The sequence below is a fragment of the Escherichia sp. MOD1-EC5433 genome (assembly GCF_002966005.1).
Lineage (GTDB): Bacteria > Pseudomonadota > Gammaproteobacteria > Enterobacterales > Enterobacteriaceae > Escherichia > Escherichia ruysiae.
The window spans coordinates 384,985-410,270 of sequence record NZ_PTRL01000002.1 but is presented as its reverse complement, the minus strand read 5'-3'; the positions used below and the strand labels follow the sequence as shown (position 1 = coordinate 410,270).

Here is a 25,286-nt window from a genome sequence, read left to right as displayed (position 1 = left end):
CCACTCCCTGCGTTGCTTATTGCAAGTCCGCATCTTCAAAGCTGAAGCCGGTGTCTGGCATGATCCAAAAACCGGTCAGATTTTTACTGTGTGCCGACACCAGTTTTTCGACCACCAGCGGAACCCACGGCGACTCTTGCCAGATGATATCCTGCGCCGCCTTATACAAGCGGGTCTTTTCCGCCGGATCGTTAGTTTTCAGTGCCTGAGCCAGGTAGTCATCTACCTGTTTATTGCTGTAAAACGCAGTATTAAACAGCGTCGGTGGCCAGTTCTGTGACGCAAACAGCGGCGATAACGCCCAGTCAGCTTCGCCGGTCGAAGCCGACCAGCCGGTATAGAACAGTCGCACGCCACTCTCTTTTTGCCCTTTACCTTCTACTTCTGCCGCCCGTTGTCCGGCATCCATCGCCGTCACCAGGGCTTTAATCCCTACCTGCGCTAACTGCTGCTGGGTAAATTGCAGCACTTTCTGCGCGGTGCTGTGGTTATGCGACGACCACAGCGTGGTACTGAAACCGTTGGGATATCCCGCCTCTTTGAGTAATGCGCGCGCTTTTGCCGGATCGTAAGGCCACGGTTGGTAACTTTGCGCGTAGGCGATACTCGGCGGCACCACGCCAGTGGCGGGCGTTGCATATCCCGCAAACGCGACTTTCACCAGCGCCGGACGGTTGATGGCATAATTCAGCGCCTCACGTACCTTCGGGTTATCGAATGGCTTTTGCGTCACATTCATACTGATATAACGCTGCATAATCGACGGACTGGCCATCAGCTCGATATTTTTGTTTTTCTCCAGCAGCGCGGCCTGCTCGTAGGGAATGGGGAAAGCAAACTGCGCTTCACCGGTTTGCAGCATGGCCGCACGGGTGTTGTTATCCGCCACCGGACGCCAGGTAATGCTGTCCAGTTTGGGCAGTCCCGACTGCCAGTAACCAGTGAATTTTTTGACCTTCACAAAATCGGTCTGATTCCAGGTATCCAGTTCATACGGCCCGGTTCCCACCGGATGAAAACCAATCTCCTTGCCATATTTTTCCAGCGCCGCCGGAGAAATCATCGCTGTCGCCGGATGGGCAAGAATATTAATAAACGCTGAGAACGGCTGCTTAAGCGTAATCTTCACCGTTGTCGGGTCGACCGCTTCAGTTTTGGCAATATTCTTGTACAGGTTATAGCGTTTAAGATGATTCGCAGGGTCACTGGCTCTGTCCAGATTCGCTTTTACCGCCGCCGCATTGAAGTCGGTGCCATCCTGGAACTTAATCCCTTCACGCAATTTCACGGTATAAGTGAGGCCGTCGCCGGAGACGGTATAACTCTCCGCCAGCACGTTTTTCAGCTTCATCTCTTTATCCAGACCGAACAGTCCCTGGTAAAACGATTTCGCCACGGCCTGTGACAACGTGTCATTCGCGTCATACGGGTCGAGGGTGGTGAAGTTCGATCCCACCGCCACAACCACATCTTTGGCAGCGAATGCACAAGATGCCATCAACGCTGTGACAATACCCAGCGCCACTAACCCACTACGGTGTACAGCTCTTGCCATTTGATTCTCCGCCTGAATGTTATCTACGCATGAATGCGTATTCTGATTGTGGTTGTGCGACGTAATGCCCCGGCCCGACGCATTGCAACGAGACGGCTGCAACCTCTTCGCCACGCTGATAAATATTGCTGGGAAGATCGTCCGATAGCAGTACGCGCTGTGGCCGCAGTCGGGATGGTTCAGCAACCGGAACTGCCGCCAGTAATTTACGCGTATAAGGGTGCTGCGGATTTTCAAAGATCGCGCGCCGGGGGCCTATTTCGACAATTTGCCCGAGATACATCACCGCTACACGATGGCTGATCCGCTCCACGACCGCCATATCGTGGGAGATAAACAGATATGCAATACCGAAATCACGCTGGAGATCGAGCAACAAGTTGATAATCTGCCCGCGAATAGAAACATCCAGCGCCGACACGGCTTCATCGGCAATAATGACTTTGGGATTCAACGCAAGCGCACGGGCAATACAGATACGCTGACGCTGACCGCCGGAAAACTCATGCGGGTAGCGCCACGCATGTTCGGGTAACAGACCAACGCGTTCCAGTAGCCACGCAACGCGTGCAGCAGCGTCTTTACCCTGCAATAACCCATGAACACGCAGCGGTTCTATGATCGAATCACCGATCGTCTGACGTGGGTCCAGCGAAGCGTAAGGGTCCTGAAAAATAAACTGAATATCGCGGCGCAATGCCTGAAGTTTGCCGGGTGACAAGGTATCGATTCGCTGACCGTTAAAGATAATTTCGCCGCCCTGCGATTCGACCAGGCGCAGCAACGCCCGCCCGGTAGTGGATTTACCGCTGCCAGACTCGCCCACCAGCGACAACGTTTCACCCGGCCAGAGATCAAAACTAACCTTTTCAACGGCGTGCACTTCCCGCGTTACGCGATTCAACAACCCACTACGCAAAGGGAAACGGGTGACCAGATTACGCACCTGTAAAACAGGTTCGCCATCAACCACCGTTTTCTGCTCGACAGGGCGTTCCTGTTTAGTCGGATGTTCAAGCGATATCAACGGGAAACGTCGGGGATAATCTTGCCCTCTCATCGCGCCAAGCTGCGGAACAGCAGCCAATAGCGCACGGGTATAAGGATGCTGTGGCGCATGAAAAATCTGTTCGACGCTGCCCGTTTCCACCGCCTCGCCCTGATACATCACCAGTACCCGATCGGCAATCTCCGCCACCACGCCCATGTCGTGAGTGATAAAGATGACGCCCATCGACATCTCTTTTTGCAACACTTTGATTAATTGCAGGATCTGCGCCTGAATGGTGACGTCCAGTGCGGTCGTCGGCTCATCGGCTATCAGCACCGCCGGACGACATGACAGCGCCATGGCAATCATCACCCGCTGGCGCATCCCACCGGAGAGTTGATGCGGATAACGCGAAAGAATGGTTTGCGCTTCCGGGATGCGAACCTGATCCAGCATCCGTTTCGCCTCCGCCATTGCTTCTTCACGACTGGCGTTCTGATGCAGACGGATAGACTCGGCAATCTGCTCGCCCACGGTAAATACCGGATTTAGCGACGTCATTGGCTCCTGGAAAATCATCGCCATATCCGCACCGCGTATATGCTGCATTTGCCGGGAACTCTGCTCACTAAGCTCAATCACCTCACGACTGCGGCGCCGCAATACCATTTTGTCGCACTGCACCAGGCCGCCCGCCTGTTCAAGCAGACGCATCAGCGCCAGTGCTGTGACTGACTTGCCGGAACCGGACTCTCCAACAATCGCCAGTGTCTCGCCACGTCGCAGGCTAAAAGAGAGACCGCGAACCGCTGCCACTTTTTGCTGGTCCTGCATAAAGGCAATATTGAGATTATCAACCGCCAGCACATCACCGGCATCAAGCTCATCACTGTGTGGCAACGGTGTCCCCTTTTTCACGATAGATACCGGTGGTTGGCGTATCGCCTGCGTAGCCCCAGGCGCGATACATTCCCTCGGTGTTAAACGGTAGCGCGACGTTACCTTCGTGATCGATAGCGATTAGACCGCCACTGCCGCCGAGCGCAGGGAGTTTTTCCATAACGACCCGCTCGCAGGCTTGTGCGAGGCTTAATCCGCCGTAATCCATCAACGCGGCAATGTCATACGCCGCCAGCGCGCGAATGAAAACTTCGCCTGTGCCGGTACAAGAAACTGCCACGTTGGCGTTATTGGCGTAACATCCGGCGCCAACCAGCGGGCTGTCGCCGACCCGACCAGGTAATTTATTGGTCATTCCCCCCGTGGACGTGGCAGCCGCCAGATTGCCATGGAGATCCAACGCCACGGCTCCCACAGTGCCCATTTTCTGTTTTTCATCCAGCGGTGCGCCACTATGGTCAAGGAGCGTTTCCCCTTCCTCACGCGCTGCCAGCAATTGTTCATAACGCAAAGGCGTGGAGAAAATCTCCGGCGAGACGCGCTCCATGCCATGAGCAAAAGCAAAATTTTCTGCGCCCTCACCTATCATCATCACATGCGGGCTTTGTTCCATCACCAGACGGGCGGCAAGAACCGGATTACGCAGATGACTGACGCCCGCCACAGCACCGGCTTTCAGGGTGTTGCCATCCATCACGCAGGCGTCGAGCTCATGGGTTTCATCACGCGTAAAGACAGCGCCAGTTCCGGCGTTAAACAGTGGACACTCTTCCAGCAAGCGCACGGCTTCCGTCACTGCATCCAGCGCACTTGCGCCCGCTTCGAGCATTTTCTGTCCGGTTTCGACAATGGCTGACAGTGCCTCAATGTAGCGTAATTCCTGTTGCAGACTCATCTGTGCGCGGCTAATTGCGCCTGCGCCGCCGTGAATTGCAATCACTGCTTTGCCCATAGTATTCGTCCATTAAGGGTGGCTCGCCACTTTGCTATAAATATCAGAATTTTTATGAATTATTCATTCAATTTTTGAATATAGAAAGATGTATATGGCATGTAAAGGCAGGAGCCCGCTCTACGACCGAGGTGGCATACAGTCCGTGGCGTTTTTCTGACATAATAGGCGGATTCGATTTTGCCCCGCAGGAGTGTTTTCATGGAATTTACCACCGGTTTGATGTCGCTCGACACCGCGCTTAATGAGATGCTTTCTCGCGTTACCCCTTTGACTGCCCAGGAAACGCTGCCACTGGTTCAGTGTTTTGGTCGTATTCTGGCGAGCGATGTGGTTTCGCCGCTCGATGTCCCTGGATTTGATAACTCGGCAATGGACGGCTACGCGGTTCGCTTAGCCGATATCGCCTCCGGGCAACCGCTTTCTGTTGCTGGCAAATCGTTTGCCGGTCAGCCGTATCATGGTGAATGGCCTGCTGGCACCTGTATTCGCATTATGACCGGTGCTCCGGTGCCGGAAGGCTGCGAAGCGGTGGTGATGCAGGAACAGACCGAACAAACAGATGCAGGAGTGCGTTTTACCGCTGAAGTGCGTAGCGGGCAAAATATTCGTCGTCGCGGTGAAGATATCTCTGCGGGTGCGGTTGTTTTCCCGGCGGGTACTCGCCTGACTACCGCTGAGCTGCCGGTGATTGCTTCGCTGGGAATTGCCGAAGTTCCGGTGATTCGCAAAGTGCGTGTGGCGCTGTTTTCCACCGGTGATGAACTCCAGTTACCCGGTCAGCCGCTGGGCGACGGCCAAATCTACGACACCAACCGTCTCGCCGTACACCTGATGTTAGAACAACTGGGTTGCGAGGTGATCAACTTAGGGATTATCCGCGACGATCCCCACGCCTTGCGCGCAGCATTTATTGAAGCCGACAGTCAGGCGGATGTAGTGATCAGTTCTGGCGGTGTTTCAGTGGGTGAAGCAGATTACACCAAAACCATTCTCGAAGAGCTGGGTGAAATTGCCTTCTGGAAGCTGGCGATTAAACCGGGTAAACCGTTCGCGTTCGGTAAACTCGGCAATAGCTGGTTCTGCGGCCTGCCGGGTAATCCAGTTTCAGCAACGCTAACCTTCTACCAACTGGTACAACCGTTACTGGCAAAATTAAGCGGCAACACCGCCAGCGGCCTGCCCGCGCGTCAGCGCGTACGCACGGCTTCTCGCCTCAAGAAAACGCCTGGTCGTCTTGATTTCCAGCGTGGTGTGCTGCAACGCAATGCCAACGGCGAACTGGAAGTCACCACTACCGGGCATCAGGGCTCACATATATTTAGCTCCTTTAGCCTCGGCAACTGTTTTATCGTGCTGGAACGCGATCGCGGCAATGTGGAAGTGGGCGAATGGGTGGAAGTCGAGCCATTTAACGCGTTATTCGGAGGCCTGTAATGGCGGAACTCAGCGATCAGGAGATGCTGCGCTACAACCGGCAAATCATCCTGCGTGGTTTTGATTTTGACGGTCAGGAAGCGTTAAAAGATTCTCGCGTGCTGGTCGTCGGCCTTGGTGGACTCGGCTGCGCAGCCTCGCAGTATCTGGCAAGCGCCGGTGTCGGTAACCTGACGCTGCTCGACTTCGACACTGTCTCGCTCTCGAATCTGCAACGCCAGACGCTACACAGTGACGCTACGGTCGGGCAACCGAAGGTTGAATCTGCTCATGACGCCCTGGCACGGATCAATCCACATATCTCGATTACGCCGGTGAATGCGTTGCTTGATGACGCTGAGCTTGCAGCGTTGATTGCTGAACACGATCTGGTGCTCGACTGTACGGATAACGTAGCGGTACGTAATCAACTGAACGCTGGCTGTTTTGCCGCAAAGGTGCCGCTGGTTTCCGGAGCAGCAATTCGTATGGAAGGGCAAATCACCGTCTTTACTTATCAGGACGGCGAGCCTTGCTACCGCTGCCTTAGCCGTTTGTTTGGCGAGAACGCGCTAACCTGCGTGGAAGCAGGTGTGATGGCGCCGTTGATTGGCGTAATTGGTTCGTTGCAGGCAATGGAAGCGATCAAACTGCTGGCAGGTTATGGCAAACCTGCCAGCGGAAAAATCGTGATGTACGATGCGATGACCAGTCAGTTCCGCGAAATGAAACTGATGCGCAATGCGGGATGTGAGGTTTGCGGGCAGTAATTGTCGCCTCCAGGCCTGATAAGACGCGGCAGGCGTCGGTGCACTCCGCCACGTCATAAGCAATTTATGAGGATGCAGAACATCCTGTTAAATCGACGTTCTGCCAAACGCGCCCTGCCAGTCCTGTTCAAACTTCGCCACGGCAGCATCAACCGCCGGATAGCTAATCATCTGCTGCGCCACATCCAGCGGCAGGGTGATTGATTCACATCCTGCCAGTAAGCAGTCCAGCGCCTGACGCGGGGTTTTGAAACTCGCGGCTAACACTTTCGCCTGTGGCGCATGTATTTTCAGTAACTGATGCAAATCGGTCACGGTTTGAATACCGCTCCCCCCCTGAGCATCAATACGGTTGACGTAAGGCGCAACATATTCCGCGCCCGCCAGCGCCGACAACAGCCCTTGTGCTGCGCCATACACCGCCGTGCCCAGCGTCGGGATCCCTTCCGCTTTTAACATTTTGATAGCTGCCAGCCCCTCGGCGGTCACCGGTACTTTCACCACGATATCCGCAATGATAGAACGCAGTTTGCGCGCATCGTTCACCATGCCTTCAGCAGTGGTAGACATTACCTGGGCAAACAAACGCCCCTGACCGCCCATCGCTTCATGAAGTTCCGGAAGCACAACGTCCAGCGTTTTTTTACCCGCAGCGATAATGCTTGGGTTAGTGGTCACACCCGCCAGCGGAAAAACGCGCGCCAGCGCCTTCACTGCAGCAACGTCTGAAGTATCCAGATACAGTTCCATAACCATCCTCAAAATGTACTTTTGTCTGAAACCAGACTACCACGAGAAAACTCTCTGAACAGTTGACGCACATCAACATAACTTTCATTCGAAAGTAATTTAATGTTTGAACGAAACAGAGAGGCATCTATGATCTTCAATATTCAACGCTACTCGACCCACGACGGTCCCGGCATTCGCACAGTGGTTTTTCTGAAAGGTTGCTCGCTGGGTTGCCGCTGGTGTCAGAACCCAGAAAGCCGCGCCCGCACGCAGGATCTGCTGTATGACGCGCGTCTGTGCCTGGAGGGCTGCGAGCTGTGTGCTAAGGCCGCCCCGGAAGTGATTGAGCGCACGCTGAATGGCCTGCTTATCCATCGGGAAAAGTTAACCCCTGAACATCTGACGGCGTTAACCGACTGCTGCCCGACACAGGCGTTAACCGTGTGCGGCGAAGTGAAAAGCGTTGAGGAGATCATGGCGACCGTTCTGCGCGATAAACCGTTTTACGATCGCAGCGGCGGCGGATTAACGCTTTCTGGCGGTGAACCGTTTATGCAGCCGGAAATGGCGATGGCGCTACTGCAAGCCAGCCACGAGGCCGGCATTCATACTGCGGTAGAAACCTGCCTGCATGTGCCGTGGAAATATATCGCCCCTTCTCTGCCCTATATCGATCTGTTTCTTGCCGATTTAAAACACGTCGCCGACGCGCCGTTTAAACAGTGGACCGACGGTAACGCCGCCAGAGTGCTGGATAACCTGAAAAAACTCGCCGCAGCGGGCAAAAAAATCATCATTCGCGTGCCGCTGATTCAGGGCTTTAATGCCGATGAAACCTCTGTGAAAGCCATTACCGATTTTGCCGCCGACGAGCTGCACGTTGGCGAAATTCATTTCCTGCCCTACCACACGCTGGGCATCAACAAATATCACTTACTTAATCTGCCCTATGACGCCCCGGAAAAACCGCTTGATGCGCCAGAACTGCTCGACTTTGCCCAGCAGTATGCCTGCCAGAAAGGGTTAACCGCGACTTTACGAGGATAACAACCATGACAACACTGAAACTGGACACGCTCAGCGACCGCATTAAAGCGCACAAAAATGCGCTGGTGCATATTGTGAAACCGCCGGTTTGTACCGAGCGCGCACAGCACTATACCGAGATGTATCAACAACATCTCGATAAGCCGATCCCGGTACGTCGCGCACTGGCACTGGCACATCACCTGGCGAATCGCACCATCTGGATCAAACACGATGAGTTGATCATCGGCAACCAGGCAAGCGAAGTTCGTGCCGCGCCGATCTTCCCGGAATATACCGTCTCCTGGATCGAAAAAGAGATTGATGATCTGGCGGATCGTCCGGGTGCTGGTTTTGCGGTGAGCGAAGAGAACAAACGCGTTCTGCATGAAGTGTGCCCGTGGTGGCGCGGTCAGACGGTACAGGATCGCTGCTACGGCATGTTTACCGATGAGCAAAAAGGCCTGCTGGCGACCGGTATCATTAAAGCAGAAGGCAATATGACCTCCGGCGATGCGCACCTGGCGGTGAATTTCCCGCTGCTGCTGGAAAAAGGGCTTGATGGTCTGCGCGAGAAAGTGGCGGAGCGTCGCTCGCGTATCAACCTGACGGTACTGGAAGATCTGCACGGCGAGCAGTTCCTGAAAGCCATTGATATCGTGCTGGTGGCAGTCAGTGAACATATTGAACGTTTCGCTGCTCTGGCGCGTGAAATGGCAGCCACCGAAACTCGCGAAAGCCGTCGTGATGAACTGCTGGCGATAGCAGAAAACTGCGATCTTATCGCCCACCAGCCGCCGCAAACTTTCTGGCAGGCGCTGCAACTGTGCTACTTCATCCAGTTGATTTTGCAGATTGAATCTAACGGTCACTCGGTTTCGTTTGGTCGTATGGACCAGTATCTCTATCCGTACTATCGCCGCGACGTTGAACTCAACCAGACGCTGGATCGCGAACATGCCATCGAGATGCTGCATAGCTGCTGGCTGAAACTGCTGGAAGTAAACAAGATCCGCTCCGGCTCGCACTCGAAAGCCTCTGCGGGTAGCCCGCTGTATCAGAACGTCACCATTGGCGGGCAAAATCTGGTTGATGGTCAACCGATGGACGCAGTGAATCCGCTCTCTTACGCGATCCTTGAATCCTGCGGTCGTCTGCGCTCCACTCAGCCTAACCTCAGCGTGCGCTACCATGCAGGAATGAGTAACGATTTCCTCGATGCCTGTGTACAGGTGATCCGCTGCGGCTTCGGGATGCCCGCGTTCAACAACGACGAAATCGTGATCCCGGAATTTATCAAACTCGGTATTGAACCGCAGGACGCTTACGATTACGCAGCGATTGGTTGTATCGAAACCGCCGTCGGCGGTAAATGGGGCTATCGCTGCACCGGCATGAGCTTTATCAACTTCGCCCGCGTGATGCTGGCGGCGCTGGAAGGCGGTCGTGATGCCACCAGTGGCAAAGTGTTCCTGCCACAAGAAAAAGCGTTGTCAGCGGGTAACTTCAACAACTTCGATGAAGTAATGGACGCGTGGGATACGCAAATCCGTTACTACACCCGCAAATCAATCGAAATCGAATATGTCGTCGACACCATGCTGGAAGAGAACGTGCACGATATTCTCTGCTCGGCGCTGGTGGATGACTGCATTGAGCGAGCGAAAAGTATCAAGCAAGGCGGCGCGAAATATGACTGGGTTTCCGGCTTGCAGGTTGGTATTGCCAACCTCGGCAACAGCCTGGCGGCAGTGAAAAAACTGGTATTTGAACAGGGCGCGATTGGTCAGCAACAACTGGCTGCCGCACTGGCGGAAGACTTCGAAGGTCTGACTCACGAGCAACTGCGTCAGCGTCTGATTAACGGCGCGCCGAAGTATGGCAACGATGATGATAGCGTCGATACGCTGCTGGCTCGCGCCTATCAGACCTATATCGACGAACTGAAGCAGTACCACAACCCGCGCTACGGTCGTGGTCCGGTTGGCGGCAACTATTACGCAGGTACATCATCTATTTCCGCCAACGTACCGTTTGGCGCGCAGACGATGGCAACGCCGGACGGACGTAAAGCGCATACCCCGCTGGCAGAAGGCGCAAGCCCGGCCTCCGGTACTGACCATCTCGGCCCTACTGCGGTCATTGGCTCGGTGGGTAAACTGCCTACGGCGTCGATTCTCGGCGGTGTGTTGCTCAACCAGAAACTGAACCCGGCGACGCTGGAGAACGAATCTGACAAGCAGAAACTGATGATCCTGCTGCGTACCTTCTTCGAAGTGCATAAAGGCTGGCATATTCAGTACAACATTGTTTCCCGAGAAACATTGCTGGAAGCGAAAAAACATCCTGATCAGTACCGCGATCTGGTGGTGCGTGTCGCGGGCTATTCCGCCTTCTTCACCGCGCTCTCTCCTGACGCACAGGACGATATCATCGCCCGCACCGAACACATGCTGTAATCCCCTCAGCCCGGCGTCGCCGCCGGGCTAAAACATTCACGAAATCAATTTCACTCTCGCTTTCATTCGAAATTAGTTTGTGCTCCGCATCACATTGTCATTACACTGTGGCGTTTGCATTCATTGCCGGGAGCACTTTTATGACTGTAAAAGTTATCGTTTGCGATATGGACGGTACTTTTCTTAACGACGCCAAAATGTACAACCAGTCACGTTTTATGGCGCAGTATCAGGAACTGAAAAAGCGCGATATTGAGTTCGTTGTCGCCAGTGGTAACCAGTATTACCAGCTTATTTCCTTCTTTCCTGAGCTAAAAGATGAAATCTCTTTTGTCGCGGAAAATGGCGCGCTGGTCTACGAACATGGCAAGCAGTTGTTCCACGGCGAACTGACCCGGCATGAATCCAGGATTGTCATTGGGGAACTGCTGAAAGATAAACAACTCAATTTTGTCGCCTGTGGTCTGCAAAGCGCATACATCAGTGAAAATGCGCCGGAAGCATTCGTCGCACTGATGGAAAAACACTACCATCGACTGAAACCTGTGAAGGATTACCAGGAGATTGATGACGTGCTTTTCAAGTTTTCGCTCAACCTGCCGGATGAACAAATCCCGCTGGTTGTCGACAAACTGCACGTTGCGCTCGATGGCATTATGAAACCTGTCACCAGTGGCGCGGGTTTTATCGACCTGATTATTCCCGGCCTGCATAAAGCAAATGGTATTTCGCGGTTGTTAAAACGCTGGGGTCTGTCGCCGCAAAATGTGGTAGCGATTGGCGACAGCGGTAACGACGCAGAGATGCTTAAAATGGCGCATTATTCCTTTGCGATGGGCAATGCTGCGGAAAACATTAAACAAATCGCCCGTTACGCTACCGATGATAATAATCATGAAGGCGCGCTGAATGTGATTCAGGCGGTGCTGGATAGCACCACTCCTTTCAATAAGTAATCTTCTCCCGGCCGGAGTGACCGCTCCGGCACCTCTCTTTTTGCTCACTTTGTGCACTAACTCAAGATTTTCATCTTGCGTTAACTTATTTTTAACTTAAAGTATCAATCGCAATCATTTTTACTTTCGAACGAAAGTTGTGAGGTTGATATGACTTTTACCTATGAGACGCTGCCAACAGATGCGAAAACGGCTATCCGTGAGATGAAAGCGGAGCTGCGGCAACAGATCGGCGATGTACAACAGGTCTTCGATAAACTCTCTGCAAAAATCGAAGCGCGTGTAGCAGAAATAGACGCACTGAAAGCGCAAGGACTGCCGGTTTGGCCGGAAGTTCCTTATAGCGACATTGCAGCAGGTACAGTGAGTGAAGCCACGCGCAATGAGATAAAACGTCGCGGCTGCGCGGTAATAAAAGGCCATTTCCCCCGCGAGCAGGCGCTGGCGTGGGATCGCGCAATGCTCAACTACCTTGATGCCAATCACTTTGATGATGTTTATAAAGGTCCCGGTGACAGCTTTTTCGGCTCGCTGGAGGCGTCTCGCCCCGAAATCTATCCCATTTACTGGTCACAGGCACAGATGCAGGCGCGGCAGAGCGACAATATGGCTGCGGTGCAATCTTTCCTTAACCGCCTGTGGAAGTCTGAAAGCAACGGCAAACAATGGTTTGATCCCGATGTCAGCGTAATCTATCCAGACAGGATCCGCCGTCGCCCACCGGGCACGACGTCCAAAGGTCTGGGCGCACACACTGATTCTGGCGCGCTGGAACGCTGGTTATTACCCGCTTATCAGCGCGTTTTTGCCCATGTTTTCAACGGTAATTTTGATGATTACGATCCGTGGGATGCCGCACACCGTACCGATGTAGAAGAATACACCGTCGATAACACTACCAAATGTTCCGTGTTCCGCACGTTCCAGGGCTGGACGGCACTTTCCGATATGTTACCAGGCCAGGGGTTGTTACACGTGGTGCCGATCCCGGAAGCGATGGCATACGTTCTGCTGCGTCCGTTGCTGGATGACGTGCCGGACGACGAGCTGTGCGGCGTCGCGCCTGGTAAAGTTCTGCCTGTTTCAGAGAAATGGCACCCCTTATTGATGAAAGCACTAACGTCAATTCCGGCAATAACAGCGGGGGATTCTGTCTGGTGGCACTGCGATGTGATCCACTGTGTCGCACCGGTAGACAATCAACAGGGCTGGGGGAACGTGATGTATATTCCTGCCGCGCCGATGTGCGAGAAGAACCGGGCTTATGCGCACAAGGTCAAAGAGGCACTGGAAAAAGGCATCTCGCCGGGGGATTTCCCGCGTGAAGATTATGAAACAAACTGGCAAGGTCGTTTTACGCTGGAGGATCTGAACGTTCACGGTAAACGCGCGCTGGGCATGGATGTTTGAGAGGTGATGGATTAGTGGAAGTGAATTGATGTGAGGTTAAGGAAGTCGGTTCGATGTTGCTCAGATTGCTGACAAAGTGCGCTTTCTTCATGCCGGATGCGGCGTTAACGCCTTATCCGGCCTACAAAGCCCTTCAGATTCAATATATTGCAGGGTCTACGTAGGCCTGATAACAATCTTGCATTTGTCATCAGTAGCCCTGACATTTCCAGGGCCACTGACAATAACTTACTCGATCCCTTTACTACGCAGGTAATCTTCGTAATTACCGCTAAAGTCAATCACGCGTTCCGGGGTGATTTCCAGAATGCGGGTCGCCAGGGAACTTACAAACTCACGGTCGTGAGAAACAAAAATCAGCGTGCCCTGATACAGTTCCAGCGCCATGTTCAGTGACTCGATGGATTCCATATCCAGGTGGTTGGTCGGTTCGTCCATGATCAGAATGTTCGGTTTCTGCATCATTAACTTACCAAACAACATACGGCCTTTTTCACCACCGGAAAGCACTTTGGCAGGCTTTTTGATGTCATCCTGACTGAACAATAAGCGACCGAGAATGCTGCGCACCGCCTGCTCATCATCGCCTTCCTGCTTCCACTGGCTCATCCATTCAAACACGGTCAGGTCATTATCGAACTCATATTCGTGATCCTGCGCGTAGTAACCAATGCGCGCGTTCTCTGACCATTTTACGGTGCCACTATCCGGTTCCAGATCACCCACCAGCGTTTTCAGCAAGGTCGATTTACCGACGCCGTTGGTGCCGAGTACCGCCAGCTTTTCACCCACTTCCAGCAGCAGGTTGAGATTTTTAAACAGCGGACCGTTATCAAACCCTTTGGTCAGCCCTTCCACTTCCAGCGCGTTACGGAACAGTTTCTTATCCTGCTCAAAACGGATGAACGGGTTCTGACGGCTGGAGGCTTTCACCTCTTCCAGTTTGATTTTATCAATCTGACGCGCGCGCGAAGTTGCCTGACGAGATTTAGAGGCGTTGGCGCTAAAGCGGCTAACGAAAGATTGCAGCTCGGCAATCTGCGCTTTCTTCTTGGCGTTATCAGCCAGCAGACGTTCGCGTGCCTGAGTCGCCGCCGTCATGTACTCATCGTAGTTGCCCGGATAAACGCGCAGTTCGCCGTAATCCAGATCCGCCATGTGGGTACAAACCATGTTCAGGAAGTGACGGTCGTGCGAGATGATAATCATGGTACTGTCACGCTCGTTCAGCACCTGCTCCAGCCAGCGAATGGTATCGATGTCGAGGTTGTTGGTTGGTTCGTCGAGCAGAAGAATGTCCGGATCAGCAAACAGCGCCTGCGCCAGCAGCACACGCAGCTTCCAGCCGGGAGCAACTTCACTCATCGGGCCGTAGTGTTGTTCCACTGGAATTCCCACGCCAAGCAATAACTCACCGGCGCGCGCTTCCGCAGAGTAACCGTCCATTTCGCCGTATTTCACTTCCAGATCGGCAACTTTATAGCCATCTTCTTCGCTCATTTCCGGCAAAGCATAGATGCGGTCGCGCTCCTGCTTCACTTCCCACAACTCTTTATGCCCCATGATCACCGTATCCAGCACGGTGAACTCTTCAAAGGCAAATTGATCCTGGCGCAGTTTACCAATGCGCTCGTTGGGATCGAGGGAAACGTTACCCAGCGTCGGCTCTAAGTCGCCGCCGAGAATCTTCATAAAGGTGGATTTACCACTACCGTTCGCGCCAATCAGGCCGTAACGGTTGCCGCCGCCAAATTTGACGGAAATGTTTTCAAACAACGGCCTACTGCCGAACTGCATGGTGACGTTACTGGAAACTAACACAGGCGTATCCTGAAAAGAGATATGACAAACCGTGCATTATGCCATAAATCTGAAAGAAGATCCTGCTCCTCGCTTAAGGTCTACACTCAAGCCAAAGGCAAAAAATGTGATTTCGTACACATCTGATTTCACTGTTAGCTGGAATGAACATATAATGCGCTTCCAATACTCTAATATTCTCAACCTAATGGCCTGCCAGGCACGAAATCTCGCTTAACATGAATATGAAATTGAAAACGTTATTCGCAGCGGCCTTCGCTGTTGTCGGCTTTTGCAGTACCGCTTCAGCGGTAACTTATCCTCTGCCAACCGACGGGAGTCGCCTGGTTGGTCAAAATCAGGTGATCACTATCCCTGAAGGTAACACTCAGCCGCTGGAGTACTTTGCGGCGGAGTATCAGATGGGGCTTTCCAATATGATGGAAGCGAACCCTGGTGTGGATACCTTCCTGCCGAAAGGCGGCACCGTACTGAACATTCCGCAGCAGCTGATCCTGCCGGATACCGTTCATGAAGGCATCGTCATTAACAGTGCAGAGATGCGTCTGTATTACTATCCGAAAGGGACCAACACCGTTATCGTGCTGCCGATCGGCATTGGTCAGTTAGGCAAAGATACGCCTATCAACTGGACCACCAAAGTTGAGCGTAAGAAAGCAGGCCCGACCTGGACGCCGACCGCCAAAATGCACGCAGAGTACCGCGCTGCGGGCGAACCGCTTCCGGCTGTCGTTCCGGCAGGTCCGGATAACCCGATGGGGCTGTATGCACTGTATATCGGTCGCCTGTACGCTATCCACGGCACCAACGCCAACTTTGGTATCGGCCTGCGCGTAAGCCACGGTTGTGTGCGTCTGCGTAACGAAGACATCAAATTCCTGTTCGAGAAAGTGCCGGTCGGTACTCGCGTACAGTTTATTGATGAGCCGGTAAAAGCCACCACCGAGCCGGACGGCAGCCGTTATATTGAAGTCCATAATCCGCTGTCTACGACCGAAGCTCAGTTTGAAGGTCAGGAAATTGTGCCGATTACGCTAACCAAGAGCGTGCAGACAGTGACCGGTCAGCCAGATGTTGACCAGGCTGTTCTGGATCAGGCTATTCAAAACCGTTCCGGGATGCCGGTTTGTCTGAATTAATCTTTAAAACTTAAAGCGCAAGGCGGACTCATAATCCGCCTTTTTTATTTGCCAGCTCTTACACTGCCGGGAGCATAACTAACAAAACGTATCCTACCAGCGCCGCCCACAACAGCATTGGTATCGAATAAAGATGGAAACGCCACCAGATACGACGATCGTTCGCCATCCGTAGCGCAATCAAATTTGCCAGCGATCCCGGTAACAAGCCAAAACCACCTACGTTAACCGCCCATGCCAGCAGCAACGACGGCGGCACATAGTTCAGCAGCAAAATAGTACTCGGCACGTTACTGATCACCTGCGATAAACCAATCGCCGTTAACCATAATCCGGGTTCGGATAAATGACTCACGTTACTCAACACGCCTTGCAACGCCGGAAGCTGGGTCAGTAAATGGACGTCAATAAACATCGCCATAAACACCAGCAGCAACGTCCAGTCCACACTGAGCACCACGCGACGTGCCAGCAGCGCAAAGCCCGCCGCCACAATCACCAGCCCCCACAGCTCTTGTTTCAACTCCAGCGCCGTAAGGAAGACGATATACAGCCCCAGACAACTCCACACCAGCCGTGGTTTCCACTCCGGCGTTTGCGTCCCCGTATGATATTGCAGCGCCTTTCCAGGAAAACAACACCAGCACAGCAGCAGCAATGTCAGCATCATCGCACCAGCCAGCGGTGCCATCTGTGCAATAAAACCGGCAAACGAAAGACCCGAACGTCCCCAGATAAGGATATTTTGCGGATTACCAATCGGCGTCAGCAGCGATCCGGCATTCACTGCCAGCGCCTCAAAAATAATCAGCCGATTAACCGGGATCTCACACAGTCTTTTCAGCGTGATGGTCAGCGGGACAACAATAAACAGCGCGACATCGTTGGTCAGAAAGGTAGAAAGCAGCGCCGCCGCCAGTACCATAAACATCGCCAGCCGACGCTCAGTAGCAAAACGGCGCACCATTTTGCGCCCCAGCACATCAAAATAACCGCTTAATTCAACACCTTTGGTCAGCAGCATCAGGCCACTTAAAGTAATGATGGTGTGCCAGTCGATAGCAGCAGGCCATGATTTCGGCGCAAAGGGAACAAAAAAACTTAATCCGATACCAACGAGAATTAATAACTGAAAAAAGCGATCGCCTTGCAGCGTGCGTAAAAAAGGCAGGCTCATTTGGCACCGTGTTTCTGGGTAAACAAACGAAAGGCGTCCAGCGTCTCTTCACTCACATGGTGTTCCATACCCTCCGCGTCACGACGGGCAATTTCCGGGCTGACGCCCAACACCAGCAAGAAATTTTCGACTATCTGATGGCGCTCGCGGCTTTCCTGCGCCAGCTTCTCCCCTTCCGCCGTTAAAAACACACCACGCCACGGGATCATCTCAATCAGTCCCATGGTTGCCAGCCGCTTAAGCATTTTAGCCACCGTCGGTTGCGAAACGCCCAGACGAGCAGCCATGTCCACCTGACGGGCTTCCCCCACTTCTCTTATCAGGTCAGATATCAGCTCAACATAATCGTCAATAAGTTCACGGCGATGCGCTTCTCTGACCTGGCGAAACCCTTCAACGTGTTCTTCCACGTTCACTAACTGCGTCACTTTTTTTGCTGTTGGCGTACCTGCGCGACGACTCATTGTGCTTCCTCATTATGGTGACACATATATAGCGTTCTCATTTCGTGCGCACATTGTAAACCAGAGTTGCGAAGGCACAAAAAATTAACGTTTTAGCAATAGCTATATAATATAGCCTGTGCTATATCTGTATGTAATGCAATCATCCCTCATGGATCGACGGGATTAGCAAGTCAGGAGGTCTTATGAATGAGTTCAAGAGGTGTATGCGCGTGTTTAGTCATTCTCCCTTTAAAGTACGGTTAATGCTGCTCTCTATGTTGTGCGATATGGTCAACAATAAACCGCAGCAAGATAAACCTTCCGATAAATAGCGGCGTCGCGGTACGCCGCTTCACTCCTGCTTTTATGCAGGCACGACGCGTTTTGGTCTGAAAAACCCCACTTTTTGTCGGATTTGCAATCCCCTTCGCAAAAGATTTGTTCGTCAGTAGTTGACCTGAACGGCGGCTCGCTCTATCTTCTTGCAGCCCTGCGTATATTGCGGCTCGCGGATGCGGACCCTTTTCCCCTCTTCACGCACTCTTGCAGGTATTGACCCTTGACGCCAGGGTAAGCACATGGCGTTTGTTACGATAGTGGCATATGAATTTAACCCTCAAAGAATCGCTTGTTACCCGTAGCCGGGTATTTAGCCCGTGGACTGCGTTCTACTTTTTACAGTCGCTATTAATTAATCTCGGCTTAGGTTATCCCTTCAGTTTGCTCTACACCGCTGCGTTTACGGCTATTTTGCTTTTGCTATGGCGAACATTGCCTCGCGTACAAAAAATTCTGGTCGGTGTCAGTTCGCTGGTGGCGGCTTGTTATTTCCCTTTTGCTCAGGCCTACGGCGCGCCTAATTTCAATACATTGCTGGCATTGCACTCCACCAATATGGAAGAGTCGACCGAAATCCTGACGATTTTTCCGTGGTACAGCTACCTGATCGGCTTATTTATTTTTGCGCTCGGCGTAATAGCAATCAGGCGAAAAAAAGAGAATGAAAAAGCGCGCTGGAATACCTTCGACAGCCTGTGTCTGGTATTCAGTGTGGCGACATTTTTAGTTGCTCCCGTGCAAAACCTGGCCTGGGGCGGCGTATTTAAATTGAAGGATACTGGCTATCCGGTATTTCGTTTCGCTAAGGATGTCATCGTCAACAATAACAAGGTGATTGAAGAGCAAGAGCGGATGGCAAAACTTTCCGGGATGAAAGATACCTGGACGGTTACTGCAGTTAAACCGAAATATCAGACCTATGTGGTGGTGATCGGTGAAAGCGCACGTCGCGACGCTCTCGGTGCCTTTGGCGGTCACTGGAACAACACCCCGTTTGCCAGCAGCGTTAACGGTCTGATCTTCGCTGACTACATTGCCGCCAGCGGCTCCACGCAAAAATCGCTTGGCTTAACGCTTAACCGCGTCGTCGATGGCAAGCCACAATTTCAGGATAACTTTGTCACCCTTGCCAACCGCGCAGGTTTTCAGACCTGGTGGTTTTCCAATCAGGGACAAATTGGTGAGTACGATACCGCCATCGCCAGCATTGCTAAACGTGCAGATGAAGTGCACTTCCTGAAAGAAGGTAATTTTGAAGCAGATAAGAACACCAAAGACGAAGCGTTACTGGACATGACCGCTCAGGTGCTGGCGCAAGAACACTCGCAACCGCAACTGATTGTTTTGCATCTGATGGGCTCACATCCGCAGGCCTGCGACCGGACACAAGGCAAATACGAAACCTTTGTGCAATCGAAAGAGACGTCGTGCTATCTCTACACCATGACGCAAACGGACGATTTACTGCGCAAACTCTATGACCAGTTACGCAACAGCGGTAGCAGTTTCTCGCTGGTTTACTTTTCTGACCACGGTCTGGCCTTTAAAGAACGCGGTAAAGAAGTGCAATATCTGGCTCATGACGATAAATATCAGCAAAATTTCCAGGTGCCTTTTATGGTCATTTCCAGCGACGATAAAGCGCACCGGATAATTAAAGCCCGCCGTTCAGCCAATGACTTCTTAGGTTTTTTCTCTCAATGGACAGGGATTAAAGCGAAGGAGATCAACATCAATTACCCGTTTATCTCTGAGAAGAAAGCCGGGTCGATATATATCACTAACTTCCAGTTACAGAAGGTGGATTACAACCATCTCGGAACCGATATATTCGATCCCAAATCTTAAGATAAAAAAATCCGCCCCGAGAGGCGGATTTTTTATATCACCGAAGTGATTAGAAGCGGTAACCAACACCGGCAATCCAGGTGCCTACGTCAACGTTACGAATACGGCTCTGCTCGTAAGAGAAGTCCAGAGCAACGTTTTCGATTGGGTTGAACTGCAGACCCGCGCCGTAGGAGAAGCCGTAGTCGCTGGTGTCATGTTTGTAGATCGGGTATTCAGTGGTCTGGAATTTACCATAGCCCACACCCACTACACCGTAGATGCTTGCCCAGTCGTTAATGCGGTAAGCCGGACCAGCAGTGATGCCGTAGTACTGGGTTTTGTTGTAGTCACCAGAGCTTGCAGTACGGCTTTTCTCGGTGTAAGTGAAAGAACCGATCACACCCAGCGGGCTGTTGTCTTCTTCATAGCGGTATTTCAGGTTGAAACCGCCCATTTTGTTCATTTTGCCCTGAGCGTCGCTCTGTGCATAACCACCAGTTACGGTAGAAGTAGCAGCTACGGAAGTACCTGCGGTGAAAGCCAGAACTGCGGCCAGTGCTGAAAGACATGCAATTTTTTTCATAACCACCTCAAATGTGATTCAAATAAGTCCTAAGTTTTAAATATATCAAAAATTAATGGGAAACTCTTCGCGATTTGTGATGTCTAACGGGCCATTTCGTGTAACAGAACGTTTCCATTTGCCGCTATCCATCTAAATTTAAATCACTTTTTCAGTGAACAGCGTAAGTATTACGCATATATTCACACTCTCTCATCCAGATTATTCTTAATCAGCAAACTGATGAATCCATCAATCCTGGCGCATTTTAGCCAAAACGGGGAAAAAATTTTCAACAAATGCTCAACCAGCCACTGGTACATCCAGTACACTCCACGTTTTACCTTGCTATACAACTTTATGGGAGAAAGGATGCCAGGGTCATTACGTAAAATGCCGGTCTGGTTACCAATAGTCATATTGCTCGTTGCCATGGCGTCTATTCAGGGTGGGGCTTCATTAGCAAAATCACTTTTTCCACTGGTTGGCGCGCCTGGAGTGACTGCACTGCGCCTTGCGCTGGGAACATTGATTCTTGTCGCTTTCTTTAAACCGTGGCGGCTGCGTTTTGCCAGAGAACAACGGTTACCGCTGTTGTTTTACGGTGTATCTCTGGGTGGGATGAACTATCTCTTTTATCTCTCTATTCAGACTGTACCTCTGGGAATTGCAGTTGCGCTGGAGTTCACCGGGCCACTGGCGGTGGCACTGTTCTCCTCTCGTCGCCCGGTAGATTTCGTTTGGGTTTTGCTGGCAGTGCTCGGTCTGTGGTTCCTGCTGCCGCTGGGGCAAGATGTTTCCCATGTCGATTTAACCGGCTGTGCGCTGGCGCTCGGTGCCGGTGCTTGTTGGGCTATCTACATATTAAGTGGGCAACGTGCCGGTGCTGAACACGGCCCTGCGACGGTGGCGATCGGTTCGCTGATTGCGGCATTAATTTTCGTGCCAATCGGCGCGTTACAGGCTGGAGAGGCTCTCTGGCATTGGTCGGTTGTTCCATTAGGTTTAGCTGTCGCAATTCTCTCGACCGCTCTGCCCTACTCGCTGGAGATGATTGCCCTCACCCGTTTGCCGACGCGGACATTTGGTACGCTGATGAGCATGGAACCGGCACTGGCCGCCATTTCCGGGATGATTTTCCTCGGTGAGATGCTGACGCCAATACAGATTCTGGCGCTCGGCGCTATCATCGCAGCTTCAATGGGCTCCACGCTGACAGCACGCAAAGAGAGCAAAATAGAAGAAATAGATATTAATTAAATTTACAATTCTGCATGGTTATGCATAACCATGCAGAATATTTCGCTAATTTTCACCTGCCACATCCTTATATATCTGACTACACAAAAAGCATATTTATTCCGAAAATTCCTGGTGAACAAATAAATAAGAATCGTTCTTATTGGAATATATAAGCCACTGTATTTTCGTCGGTTTTATCTTTCACGCTTGTTACCACTATTAATGTGATAGGAACAGCCAGAATAGCGGAACACATAGCCGGTGCTATACTTAGTCTCGTTAATTACTGGGACATAACATCAAGAGGATATGAAATTATGAGTACCGCTAAATTAGTTAAATCAAAAGCGACCAATCTGCTTTATACCCGCAACGATGTCTCTGACAGCGAGAAAAAAGCGACAGTAGAGTTGCTGAATCGTCAGGTTATCCAGTTTATTGATCTTTCGTTGATTACCAAACAGGCACACTGGAATATGCGCGGCGCTAACTTCATTGCCGTACATGAAATGCTGGATGGCTTCCGTACCGCTCTGATCGATCATCTGGATACCATGGCTGAACGCGCGGTACAACTGGGCGGCGTTGCCCTTGGCACCACTCAAGTTATCAATAGCAAAACACCGCTGAAAAGCTACCCGCTGGACATCCACAACGTTCAGGATCACCTGAAAGAGCTGGCGGATCGTTATGCAATTGTCGCCAATGATGTACGTAAAGCCATCGGTGAAGCAAAAGATGATGATACTGCAGATATCCTGACCGCCGCCTCCCGCGACCTGGATAAATTCCTGTGGTTTATCGAATCTAACATCGAATAACACCGCCGCTGATGGTTCAAAACGTTAGCAGGCAATAAAAGCGGCTTCCTGAAAGGGGGCCGTTTTTTTTAATGCCCAGTCTCTACGCACTTTTTTAGTGCATCCAACTGCCCTTCCAGCCTGACAAAGTAAACTTTTTGTATCAACATCATCACACAATCGTCACATAAAGATTGTTTTTTCATCAGGATTTACGCTAAATAATCACTGTGTTGACTGCACTATTTTAGCGCACCACTTTGGCGCCCCATAATGGTGCAATCTAACGGTGTTGCCTCATAAATCGTGCAATCCGTTTTCATCGCCTCTCGAAAAATCAACGAGTTGCAAAACTGGCACGATTTTTTCATATAGGTAAATGTTACGCAGGGGATCGTCCCGTGGATAGAAAAAAGGAAATGCTATGAAGTCTGTATTAAAAGTTTCACTGGCAGCACTGACCCTGGCTTTTGCGGTTTCTTCCCATGCCGCAGATAAAAAATTAGTTGTCGCGACAGATACCGCTTTCGTTCCGTTTGAATTTAAACAGGGCGACAAATACGTGGGCTTTGATGTCGATCTGTGGGCGGCAATCGCCAAAGAACTGAAGCTGGATTACGAACTGAAACCGATGGATTTCAGCGGTATCATTCCGGCGCTGCAAACCAAAAACGTCGATCTGGCGCTGGCGGGCATCACTATCACCGACGAGCGTAAAAAAGCGATCGATTTCTCTGACGGCTACTACAAAAGCGGTCTGTTAGTGATGGTGAAAGCGAACAACAACGATGTGAAAAGCGTGAAAGATCTCGACGGTAAAGTGGTTGCTGTGAAGAGCGGCACTGGCTCCGTTGATTACGCGAAGACGAACATCAAAACCAAAGATCTGCGACAGTTCCCGAACATCGATAACGCCTATATGGAACTGGGTACTAACCGCGCAGACGCCGTCCTGCACGATACACCAAACATTCTTTACTTCATCAAAACCGCCGGTAACGGCCAGTTCAAAGCGGTGGGTGACTCTCTGGAAGCACAGCAATACGGTATTGCTTTCCCGAAAGGTAGCGACGAGCTGCGTGATAAAGTCAACGGCGCGTTGAAAACCCTGCGCGAAAACGGAACTTACAACGAAATCTACAAAAAATGGTTCGGTACAGAACCGAAATAATAACACCACGCCTGTAAAGCGCACGGACAGTCCCCTCTCCCCTCTGGGGAGAGGATTAGGGTGAGGGCACAGGCTTGCTCCAACGCCATTAATTACCCTGAATTTGATTATTTACACCACGGTAACAGGAACAACATATGCAGTTTGACTGGAGTGCCATCTGGCCTGCCATTCCGCTTCTGATTGAAGGCGCCAAAATGACCCTGTGGATTTCGATCCTCGGTCTGGCTGGCGGCCTGGTGATCGGACTGGCGGCAGGTTTTGCACGCACCTTTGGCGGTTGGATAGCCAACCACGTCGCGTTAGTCTTTATTGAAGTGATTCGCGGCACACCTATCGTCGTCCAGGTGATGTTTATCTACTTCGCCCTGCCGATGGCGTTTAACGACTTACGCATCGACCCGTTTACTGCGGCGGTGGTCACCATCATGATCAACTCCGGCGCATACATTGCGGAAATCACTCGTGGCGCAGTGCTGTCAATCCACAAAGGTTTCCGTGAAGCCGGGCTGGCACTTGGTCTTTCACGTTGGGAAACCATTCGCTACGTCATTTTACCTCTGGCACTGCGCCGTATGCTGCCGCCGCTGGGCAACCAGTGGATCATCAGCATTAAAGACACCTCGCTGTTTATTGTTATCGGCGTGGCGGAGCTGACCCGTCAGGGGCAAGAAATTATTGCCGGTAACTTCCGCGCCCTTGAGATCTGGAGCGCCGTGGCGGTGTTTTATCTGATTATTACCCTGGTGCTGAGCTTTATTCTGCGTCGTCTGGAAAGAAGGATGAAAATCCTGTGATTGAATTTAAAAACGTCTCCAAGCATTTTGGTCCTACCCAGGTGCTGCACAATATCGATTTGAACATTGCTCAGGGCGAAGTGGTGGTGATTATCGGGCCTTCTGGTTCCGGTAAATCAACCCTGCTGCGCTGCATCAACAAACTGGAAGAAATTACCTCTGGCGATCTGATTGTCGATGGTCTGAAGGTTAACGATCCGAAAGTTGACGAGCGTCTGATTCGCCAGGAAGCGGGCATGGTGTTCCAGCAATTTTACCTCTTCCCGCACCTGACGGCGCTGGAAAACGTGATGTTTGGTCCGCTACGCGTGCGTGGCGCAAACAAAGAAGAGGCGGAAAAACTGGCACGTGAGCTGCTGGCGAAGGTCGGTCTGGCAGAACGCGCACATCACTACCCTTCCGAACTTTCTGGTGGTCAGCAACAGCGTGTGGCGATTGCCCGCGCGCTGGCGGTGAAGCCGAAAATGATGCTATTCGATGAACCGACTTCCGCTCTTGACCCGGAACTGCGCCATGAAGTGCTGAAGGTTATGCAGGATCTGGCAGAAGAAGGCATGACGATGGTGATTGTGACCCACGAAATCGGTTTTGCTGAGAAAGTGGCTTCACGTCTGATCTTTATTGATAAAGGCCGGATTGCGGAAGATGGCGATCCTCAGGTGTTGATCAAGAACCCGCCGAGCCAGCGTTTGCAGGAATTTTTACAGCACGTCTCTTAACTTCTCAGCCTCCCTTTCCCCTGAAAGGGAGGCACACCAGATTCCTCTCATTTCAAATCGCTCCTCCCCCAGCATC

General features: G+C 51.8%; 23 protein-coding genes. 14 read left to right on the top strand and 9 right to left on the bottom strand.

What is annotated here, in order from left to right:
• Positions 1-16: 16 nt before the first annotated feature.
• Genes gsiB through iaaA form a run of 3 tightly spaced genes read right to left on the bottom strand, consistent with a single transcriptional unit; the run spans position 17 to position 4,398 of the window.
• Positions 17-1,555, bottom strand: coding sequence for a glutathione ABC transporter substrate-binding protein GsiB (gene gsiB, locus C3D30_RS06475; protein WP_105286622.1), 1,539 nt, complete (start codon positions 1,553-1,555; stop codon positions 17-19).
• A gap of 19 nt (positions 1,556-1,574) precedes the next feature.
• Positions 1,575-3,446 (bottom strand): glutathione ABC transporter ATP-binding protein GsiA, encoded by a 1,872-nt coding sequence (gene gsiA / locus C3D30_RS06470; protein WP_010351158.1) that lies wholly within the window; start codon positions 3,444-3,446, stop codon positions 1,575-1,577.
• Positions 3,433-4,398 (bottom strand): beta-aspartyl-peptidase, encoded by a 966-nt coding sequence (gene iaaA, locus C3D30_RS06465; protein WP_000513750.1) that lies wholly within the window; start codon positions 4,396-4,398, stop codon positions 3,433-3,435. Before iaaA ends, gsiA begins: the two co-directional genes overlap by 14 nt.
• Before the next feature lie 201 nt (positions 4,399-4,599).
• Between iaaA and moeA the strand changes: the two genes are divergently transcribed.
• Both moeA and moeB read left to right on the top strand, forming a co-directional pair.
• On the top strand, positions 4,600-5,835 hold the full coding sequence (gene moeA, locus C3D30_RS06460) for a molybdopterin molybdotransferase MoeA (RefSeq protein WP_016159015.1): 1,236 nt from the start codon (positions 4,600-4,602) through the stop codon (positions 5,833-5,835).
• Positions 5,835-6,584 carry a molybdopterin-synthase adenylyltransferase MoeB gene (gene moeB, locus C3D30_RS06455; protein WP_105286621.1) on the top strand — a complete coding sequence of 250 codons (750 nt, stop codon included), beginning with the start codon at positions 5,835-5,837 and terminating at the stop codon, positions 6,582-6,584. The genes moeA and moeB overlap by 1 nt, the downstream gene beginning before the upstream one ends.
• Positions 6,585-6,671: 87 nt before the next feature.
• Here moeB and fsa read toward each other — a convergent pair whose 3' ends face one another.
• Positions 6,672-7,334 carry a fructose-6-phosphate aldolase gene (gene fsa / locus C3D30_RS06450; RefSeq protein WP_105286620.1) on the bottom strand — a complete coding sequence of 221 codons (663 nt, stop codon included), beginning with the start codon at positions 7,332-7,334 and terminating at the stop codon, positions 6,672-6,674.
• A gap of 129 nt (positions 7,335-7,463) precedes the next feature.
• Here fsa and C3D30_RS06445 point away from each other — a divergent pair, with 129 nt between their 5' ends.
• The 4 genes from C3D30_RS06445 to C3D30_RS06430 all read left to right on the top strand — a co-directional run bounded on the left by C3D30_RS06445 (position 7,464) and on the right by C3D30_RS06430 (position 13,167).
• Entirely contained in the window at positions 7,464-8,363 is a 900-nt protein-coding gene (locus tag C3D30_RS06445; protein ID WP_010351157.1) for a glycyl-radical enzyme activating protein, read from the top strand.
• A gap of 5 nt (positions 8,364-8,368) precedes the next feature.
• Complete coding sequence (locus C3D30_RS06440; RefSeq protein ID WP_000209334.1) at positions 8,369-10,801, top strand: glycyl radical protein; 2,433 nt, start codon at positions 8,369-8,371, stop codon at positions 10,799-10,801.
• A 140-nt stretch (positions 10,802-10,941) separates the two neighbouring features.
• On the top strand, positions 10,942-11,757 hold the full coding sequence (gene ybiV / locus C3D30_RS06435; protein ID WP_000216899.1) for a sugar-phosphatase YbiV: 816 nt from the start codon (positions 10,942-10,944) through the stop codon (positions 11,755-11,757).
• Between the two features lie 150 nt (positions 11,758-11,907).
• Positions 11,908-13,167, top strand: coding sequence for a DUF1479 domain-containing protein (locus C3D30_RS06430; RefSeq protein WP_105286619.1), 1,260 nt, complete (start codon positions 11,908-11,910; stop codon positions 13,165-13,167).
• Positions 13,168-13,395: 228 nt separating this feature from the next.
• On the opposite strand, the gene C3D30_RS06425 is transcribed toward C3D30_RS06430, so the two are convergent.
• On the bottom strand, positions 13,396-14,988 hold the full coding sequence (locus C3D30_RS06425; RefSeq protein WP_105286618.1) for an ABC-F family ATPase: 1,593 nt from the start codon (positions 14,986-14,988) through the stop codon (positions 13,396-13,398).
• Between the two features lie 218 nt (positions 14,989-15,206).
• Between C3D30_RS06425 and ldtB the strand changes: the two genes are divergently transcribed.
• Positions 15,207-16,127, top strand: a complete 921-nt coding sequence (gene ldtB / locus C3D30_RS06420) for a L,D-transpeptidase (RefSeq protein ID WP_105286617.1) — start codon at positions 15,207-15,209, stop codon at positions 16,125-16,127.
• 58 nt (positions 16,128-16,185) lie between these two features.
• On the opposite strand, the gene C3D30_RS06415 is transcribed toward ldtB, so the two are convergent.
• The gene (locus C3D30_RS06415; protein ID WP_000056428.1) at positions 16,186-17,304 is read right to left on the bottom strand and encodes an anion transporter; all 1,119 of its coding nucleotides are present in this window, start codon (positions 17,302-17,304) and stop codon (positions 16,186-16,188) included.
• Positions 17,301-17,768, bottom strand: a complete 468-nt coding sequence (gene mntR / locus C3D30_RS06410) for a manganese-binding transcriptional regulator MntR (RefSeq protein ID WP_000091016.1) — start codon at positions 17,766-17,768, stop codon at positions 17,301-17,303. The genes C3D30_RS06415 and mntR overlap by 4 nt, the downstream gene beginning before the upstream one ends.
• Positions 17,769-17,953: 185 nt before the next feature.
• Between mntR and mntS the strand changes: the two genes are divergently transcribed.
• Both mntS and opgE read left to right on the top strand, forming a co-directional pair.
• Positions 17,954-18,082 carry a manganase accumulation protein MntS gene (gene mntS / locus C3D30_RS06405; RefSeq protein WP_001001761.1) on the top strand — a complete coding sequence of 43 codons (129 nt, stop codon included), beginning with the start codon at positions 17,954-17,956 and terminating at the stop codon, positions 18,080-18,082.
• Positions 18,083-18,353: 271 nt separating this feature from the next.
• Positions 18,354-19,937 (top strand): phosphoethanolamine transferase, encoded by a 1,584-nt coding sequence (opgE, locus tag C3D30_RS06400; RefSeq protein ID WP_105286616.1) that lies wholly within the window; start codon positions 18,354-18,356, stop codon positions 19,935-19,937.
• A gap of 49 nt (positions 19,938-19,986) precedes the next feature.
• Here the strand turns inward: opgE and ompX are convergent, their stop codons facing one another.
• Complete coding sequence (ompX, locus tag C3D30_RS06395; RefSeq protein ID WP_010351215.1) at positions 19,987-20,502, bottom strand: outer membrane protein OmpX; 516 nt, start codon at positions 20,500-20,502, stop codon at positions 19,987-19,989.
• 52 nt (positions 20,503-20,554) lie between these two features.
• Entirely contained in the window at positions 20,555-20,620 is a 66-nt protein-coding gene (locus C3D30_RS20310; protein ID WP_123056750.1) for a hypothetical protein, read from the bottom strand.
• Between the two features lie 233 nt (positions 20,621-20,853).
• Here C3D30_RS20310 and rhtA point away from each other — a divergent pair, with 233 nt between their 5' ends.
• From rhtA to glnQ, 5 genes are all read left to right on the top strand, one after another.
• Positions 20,854-21,741 carry a threonine/homoserine exporter RhtA gene (gene rhtA / locus C3D30_RS06390; RefSeq protein WP_010351217.1) on the top strand — a complete coding sequence of 296 codons (888 nt, stop codon included), beginning with the start codon at positions 20,854-20,856 and terminating at the stop codon, positions 21,739-21,741.
• A 299-nt stretch (positions 21,742-22,040) separates the two neighbouring features.
• Positions 22,041-22,544, top strand: coding sequence for a DNA starvation/stationary phase protection protein Dps (gene dps, locus C3D30_RS06385; protein WP_000100800.1), 504 nt, complete (start codon positions 22,041-22,043; stop codon positions 22,542-22,544).
• 403 nt (positions 22,545-22,947) lie between these two features.
• Positions 22,948-23,694 carry a glutamine ABC transporter substrate-binding protein GlnH gene (gene glnH / locus C3D30_RS06375; protein WP_000843874.1) on the top strand — a complete coding sequence of 249 codons (747 nt, stop codon included), beginning with the start codon at positions 22,948-22,950 and terminating at the stop codon, positions 23,692-23,694.
• Between the two features lie 137 nt (positions 23,695-23,831).
• Complete coding sequence (gene glnP / locus C3D30_RS06370) at positions 23,832-24,491, top strand: glutamine ABC transporter permease GlnP (protein ID WP_001159053.1); 660 nt, start codon at positions 23,832-23,834, stop codon at positions 24,489-24,491.
• On the top strand, positions 24,488-25,210 hold the full coding sequence (gene glnQ / locus C3D30_RS06365; RefSeq protein WP_000569080.1) for a glutamine ABC transporter ATP-binding protein GlnQ: 723 nt from the start codon (positions 24,488-24,490) through the stop codon (positions 25,208-25,210). Before glnP ends, glnQ begins: the two co-directional genes overlap by 4 nt.
• The last annotated feature ends 76 nt before the right edge of the window (positions 25,211-25,286 follow it).

Bases quoted from the DNA above. Each gene is read 5' to 3' on its own strand.
- C3D30_RS06445 (WP_010351157.1), top strand. From the start codon at position 7,464: ATGATCTTCAATATTCAACGCTACTCGACCCACGACGGTCCCGGCATT.
- moeA (WP_016159015.1), top strand. From the start codon at position 4,600: ATGGAATTTACCACCGGTTTGATGTCGCTCGACACCGCGCTTAATGAG.
- C3D30_RS06440 (WP_000209334.1), top strand. From the start codon at position 8,369: ATGACAACACTGAAACTGGACACGCTCAGCGACCGCATTAAAGCGCAC.
- C3D30_RS06430 (WP_105286619.1), top strand. From the start codon at position 11,908: ATGACTTTTACCTATGAGACGCTGCCAACAGATGCGAAAACGGCTATC.
- fsa (WP_105286620.1), bottom strand. From the start codon at position 7,334: ATGGAACTGTATCTGGATACTTCAGACGTTGCTGCAGTGAAGGCGCTG.
- ybiV (WP_000216899.1), top strand. From the start codon at position 10,942: ATGACTGTAAAAGTTATCGTTTGCGATATGGACGGTACTTTTCTTAAC.
- mntS (WP_001001761.1), top strand. From the start codon at position 17,954: ATGAATGAGTTCAAGAGGTGTATGCGCGTGTTTAGTCATTCTCCCTTT.
- ompX (WP_010351215.1), bottom strand. From the start codon at position 20,502: ATGAAAAAAATTGCATGTCTTTCAGCACTGGCCGCAGTTCTGGCTTTC.
- dps (WP_000100800.1), top strand. From the start codon at position 22,041: ATGAGTACCGCTAAATTAGTTAAATCAAAAGCGACCAATCTGCTTTAT.
- rhtA (WP_010351217.1), top strand. From the start codon at position 20,854: ATGCCAGGGTCATTACGTAAAATGCCGGTCTGGTTACCAATAGTCATA.
- ldtB (WP_105286617.1), top strand. From the start codon at position 15,207: ATGAATATGAAATTGAAAACGTTATTCGCAGCGGCCTTCGCTGTTGTC.
- iaaA (WP_000513750.1), bottom strand. From the start codon at position 4,398: ATGGGCAAAGCAGTGATTGCAATTCACGGCGGCGCAGGCGCAATTAGC.
- mntR (WP_000091016.1), bottom strand. From the start codon at position 17,768: ATGAGTCGTCGCGCAGGTACGCCAACAGCAAAAAAAGTGACGCAGTTA.
- moeB (WP_105286621.1), top strand. From the start codon at position 5,835: ATGGCGGAACTCAGCGATCAGGAGATGCTGCGCTACAACCGGCAAATC.
- opgE (WP_105286616.1), top strand. From the start codon at position 18,354: ATGAATTTAACCCTCAAAGAATCGCTTGTTACCCGTAGCCGGGTATTT.
- C3D30_RS06415 (WP_000056428.1), bottom strand. From the start codon at position 17,304: ATGAGCCTGCCTTTTTTACGCACGCTGCAAGGCGATCGCTTTTTTCAG.
- gsiB (WP_105286622.1), bottom strand. From the start codon at position 1,555: ATGGCAAGAGCTGTACACCGTAGTGGGTTAGTGGCGCTGGGTATTGTC.
- glnP (WP_001159053.1), top strand. From the start codon at position 23,832: ATGCAGTTTGACTGGAGTGCCATCTGGCCTGCCATTCCGCTTCTGATT.
- glnH (WP_000843874.1), top strand. From the start codon at position 22,948: ATGAAGTCTGTATTAAAAGTTTCACTGGCAGCACTGACCCTGGCTTTT.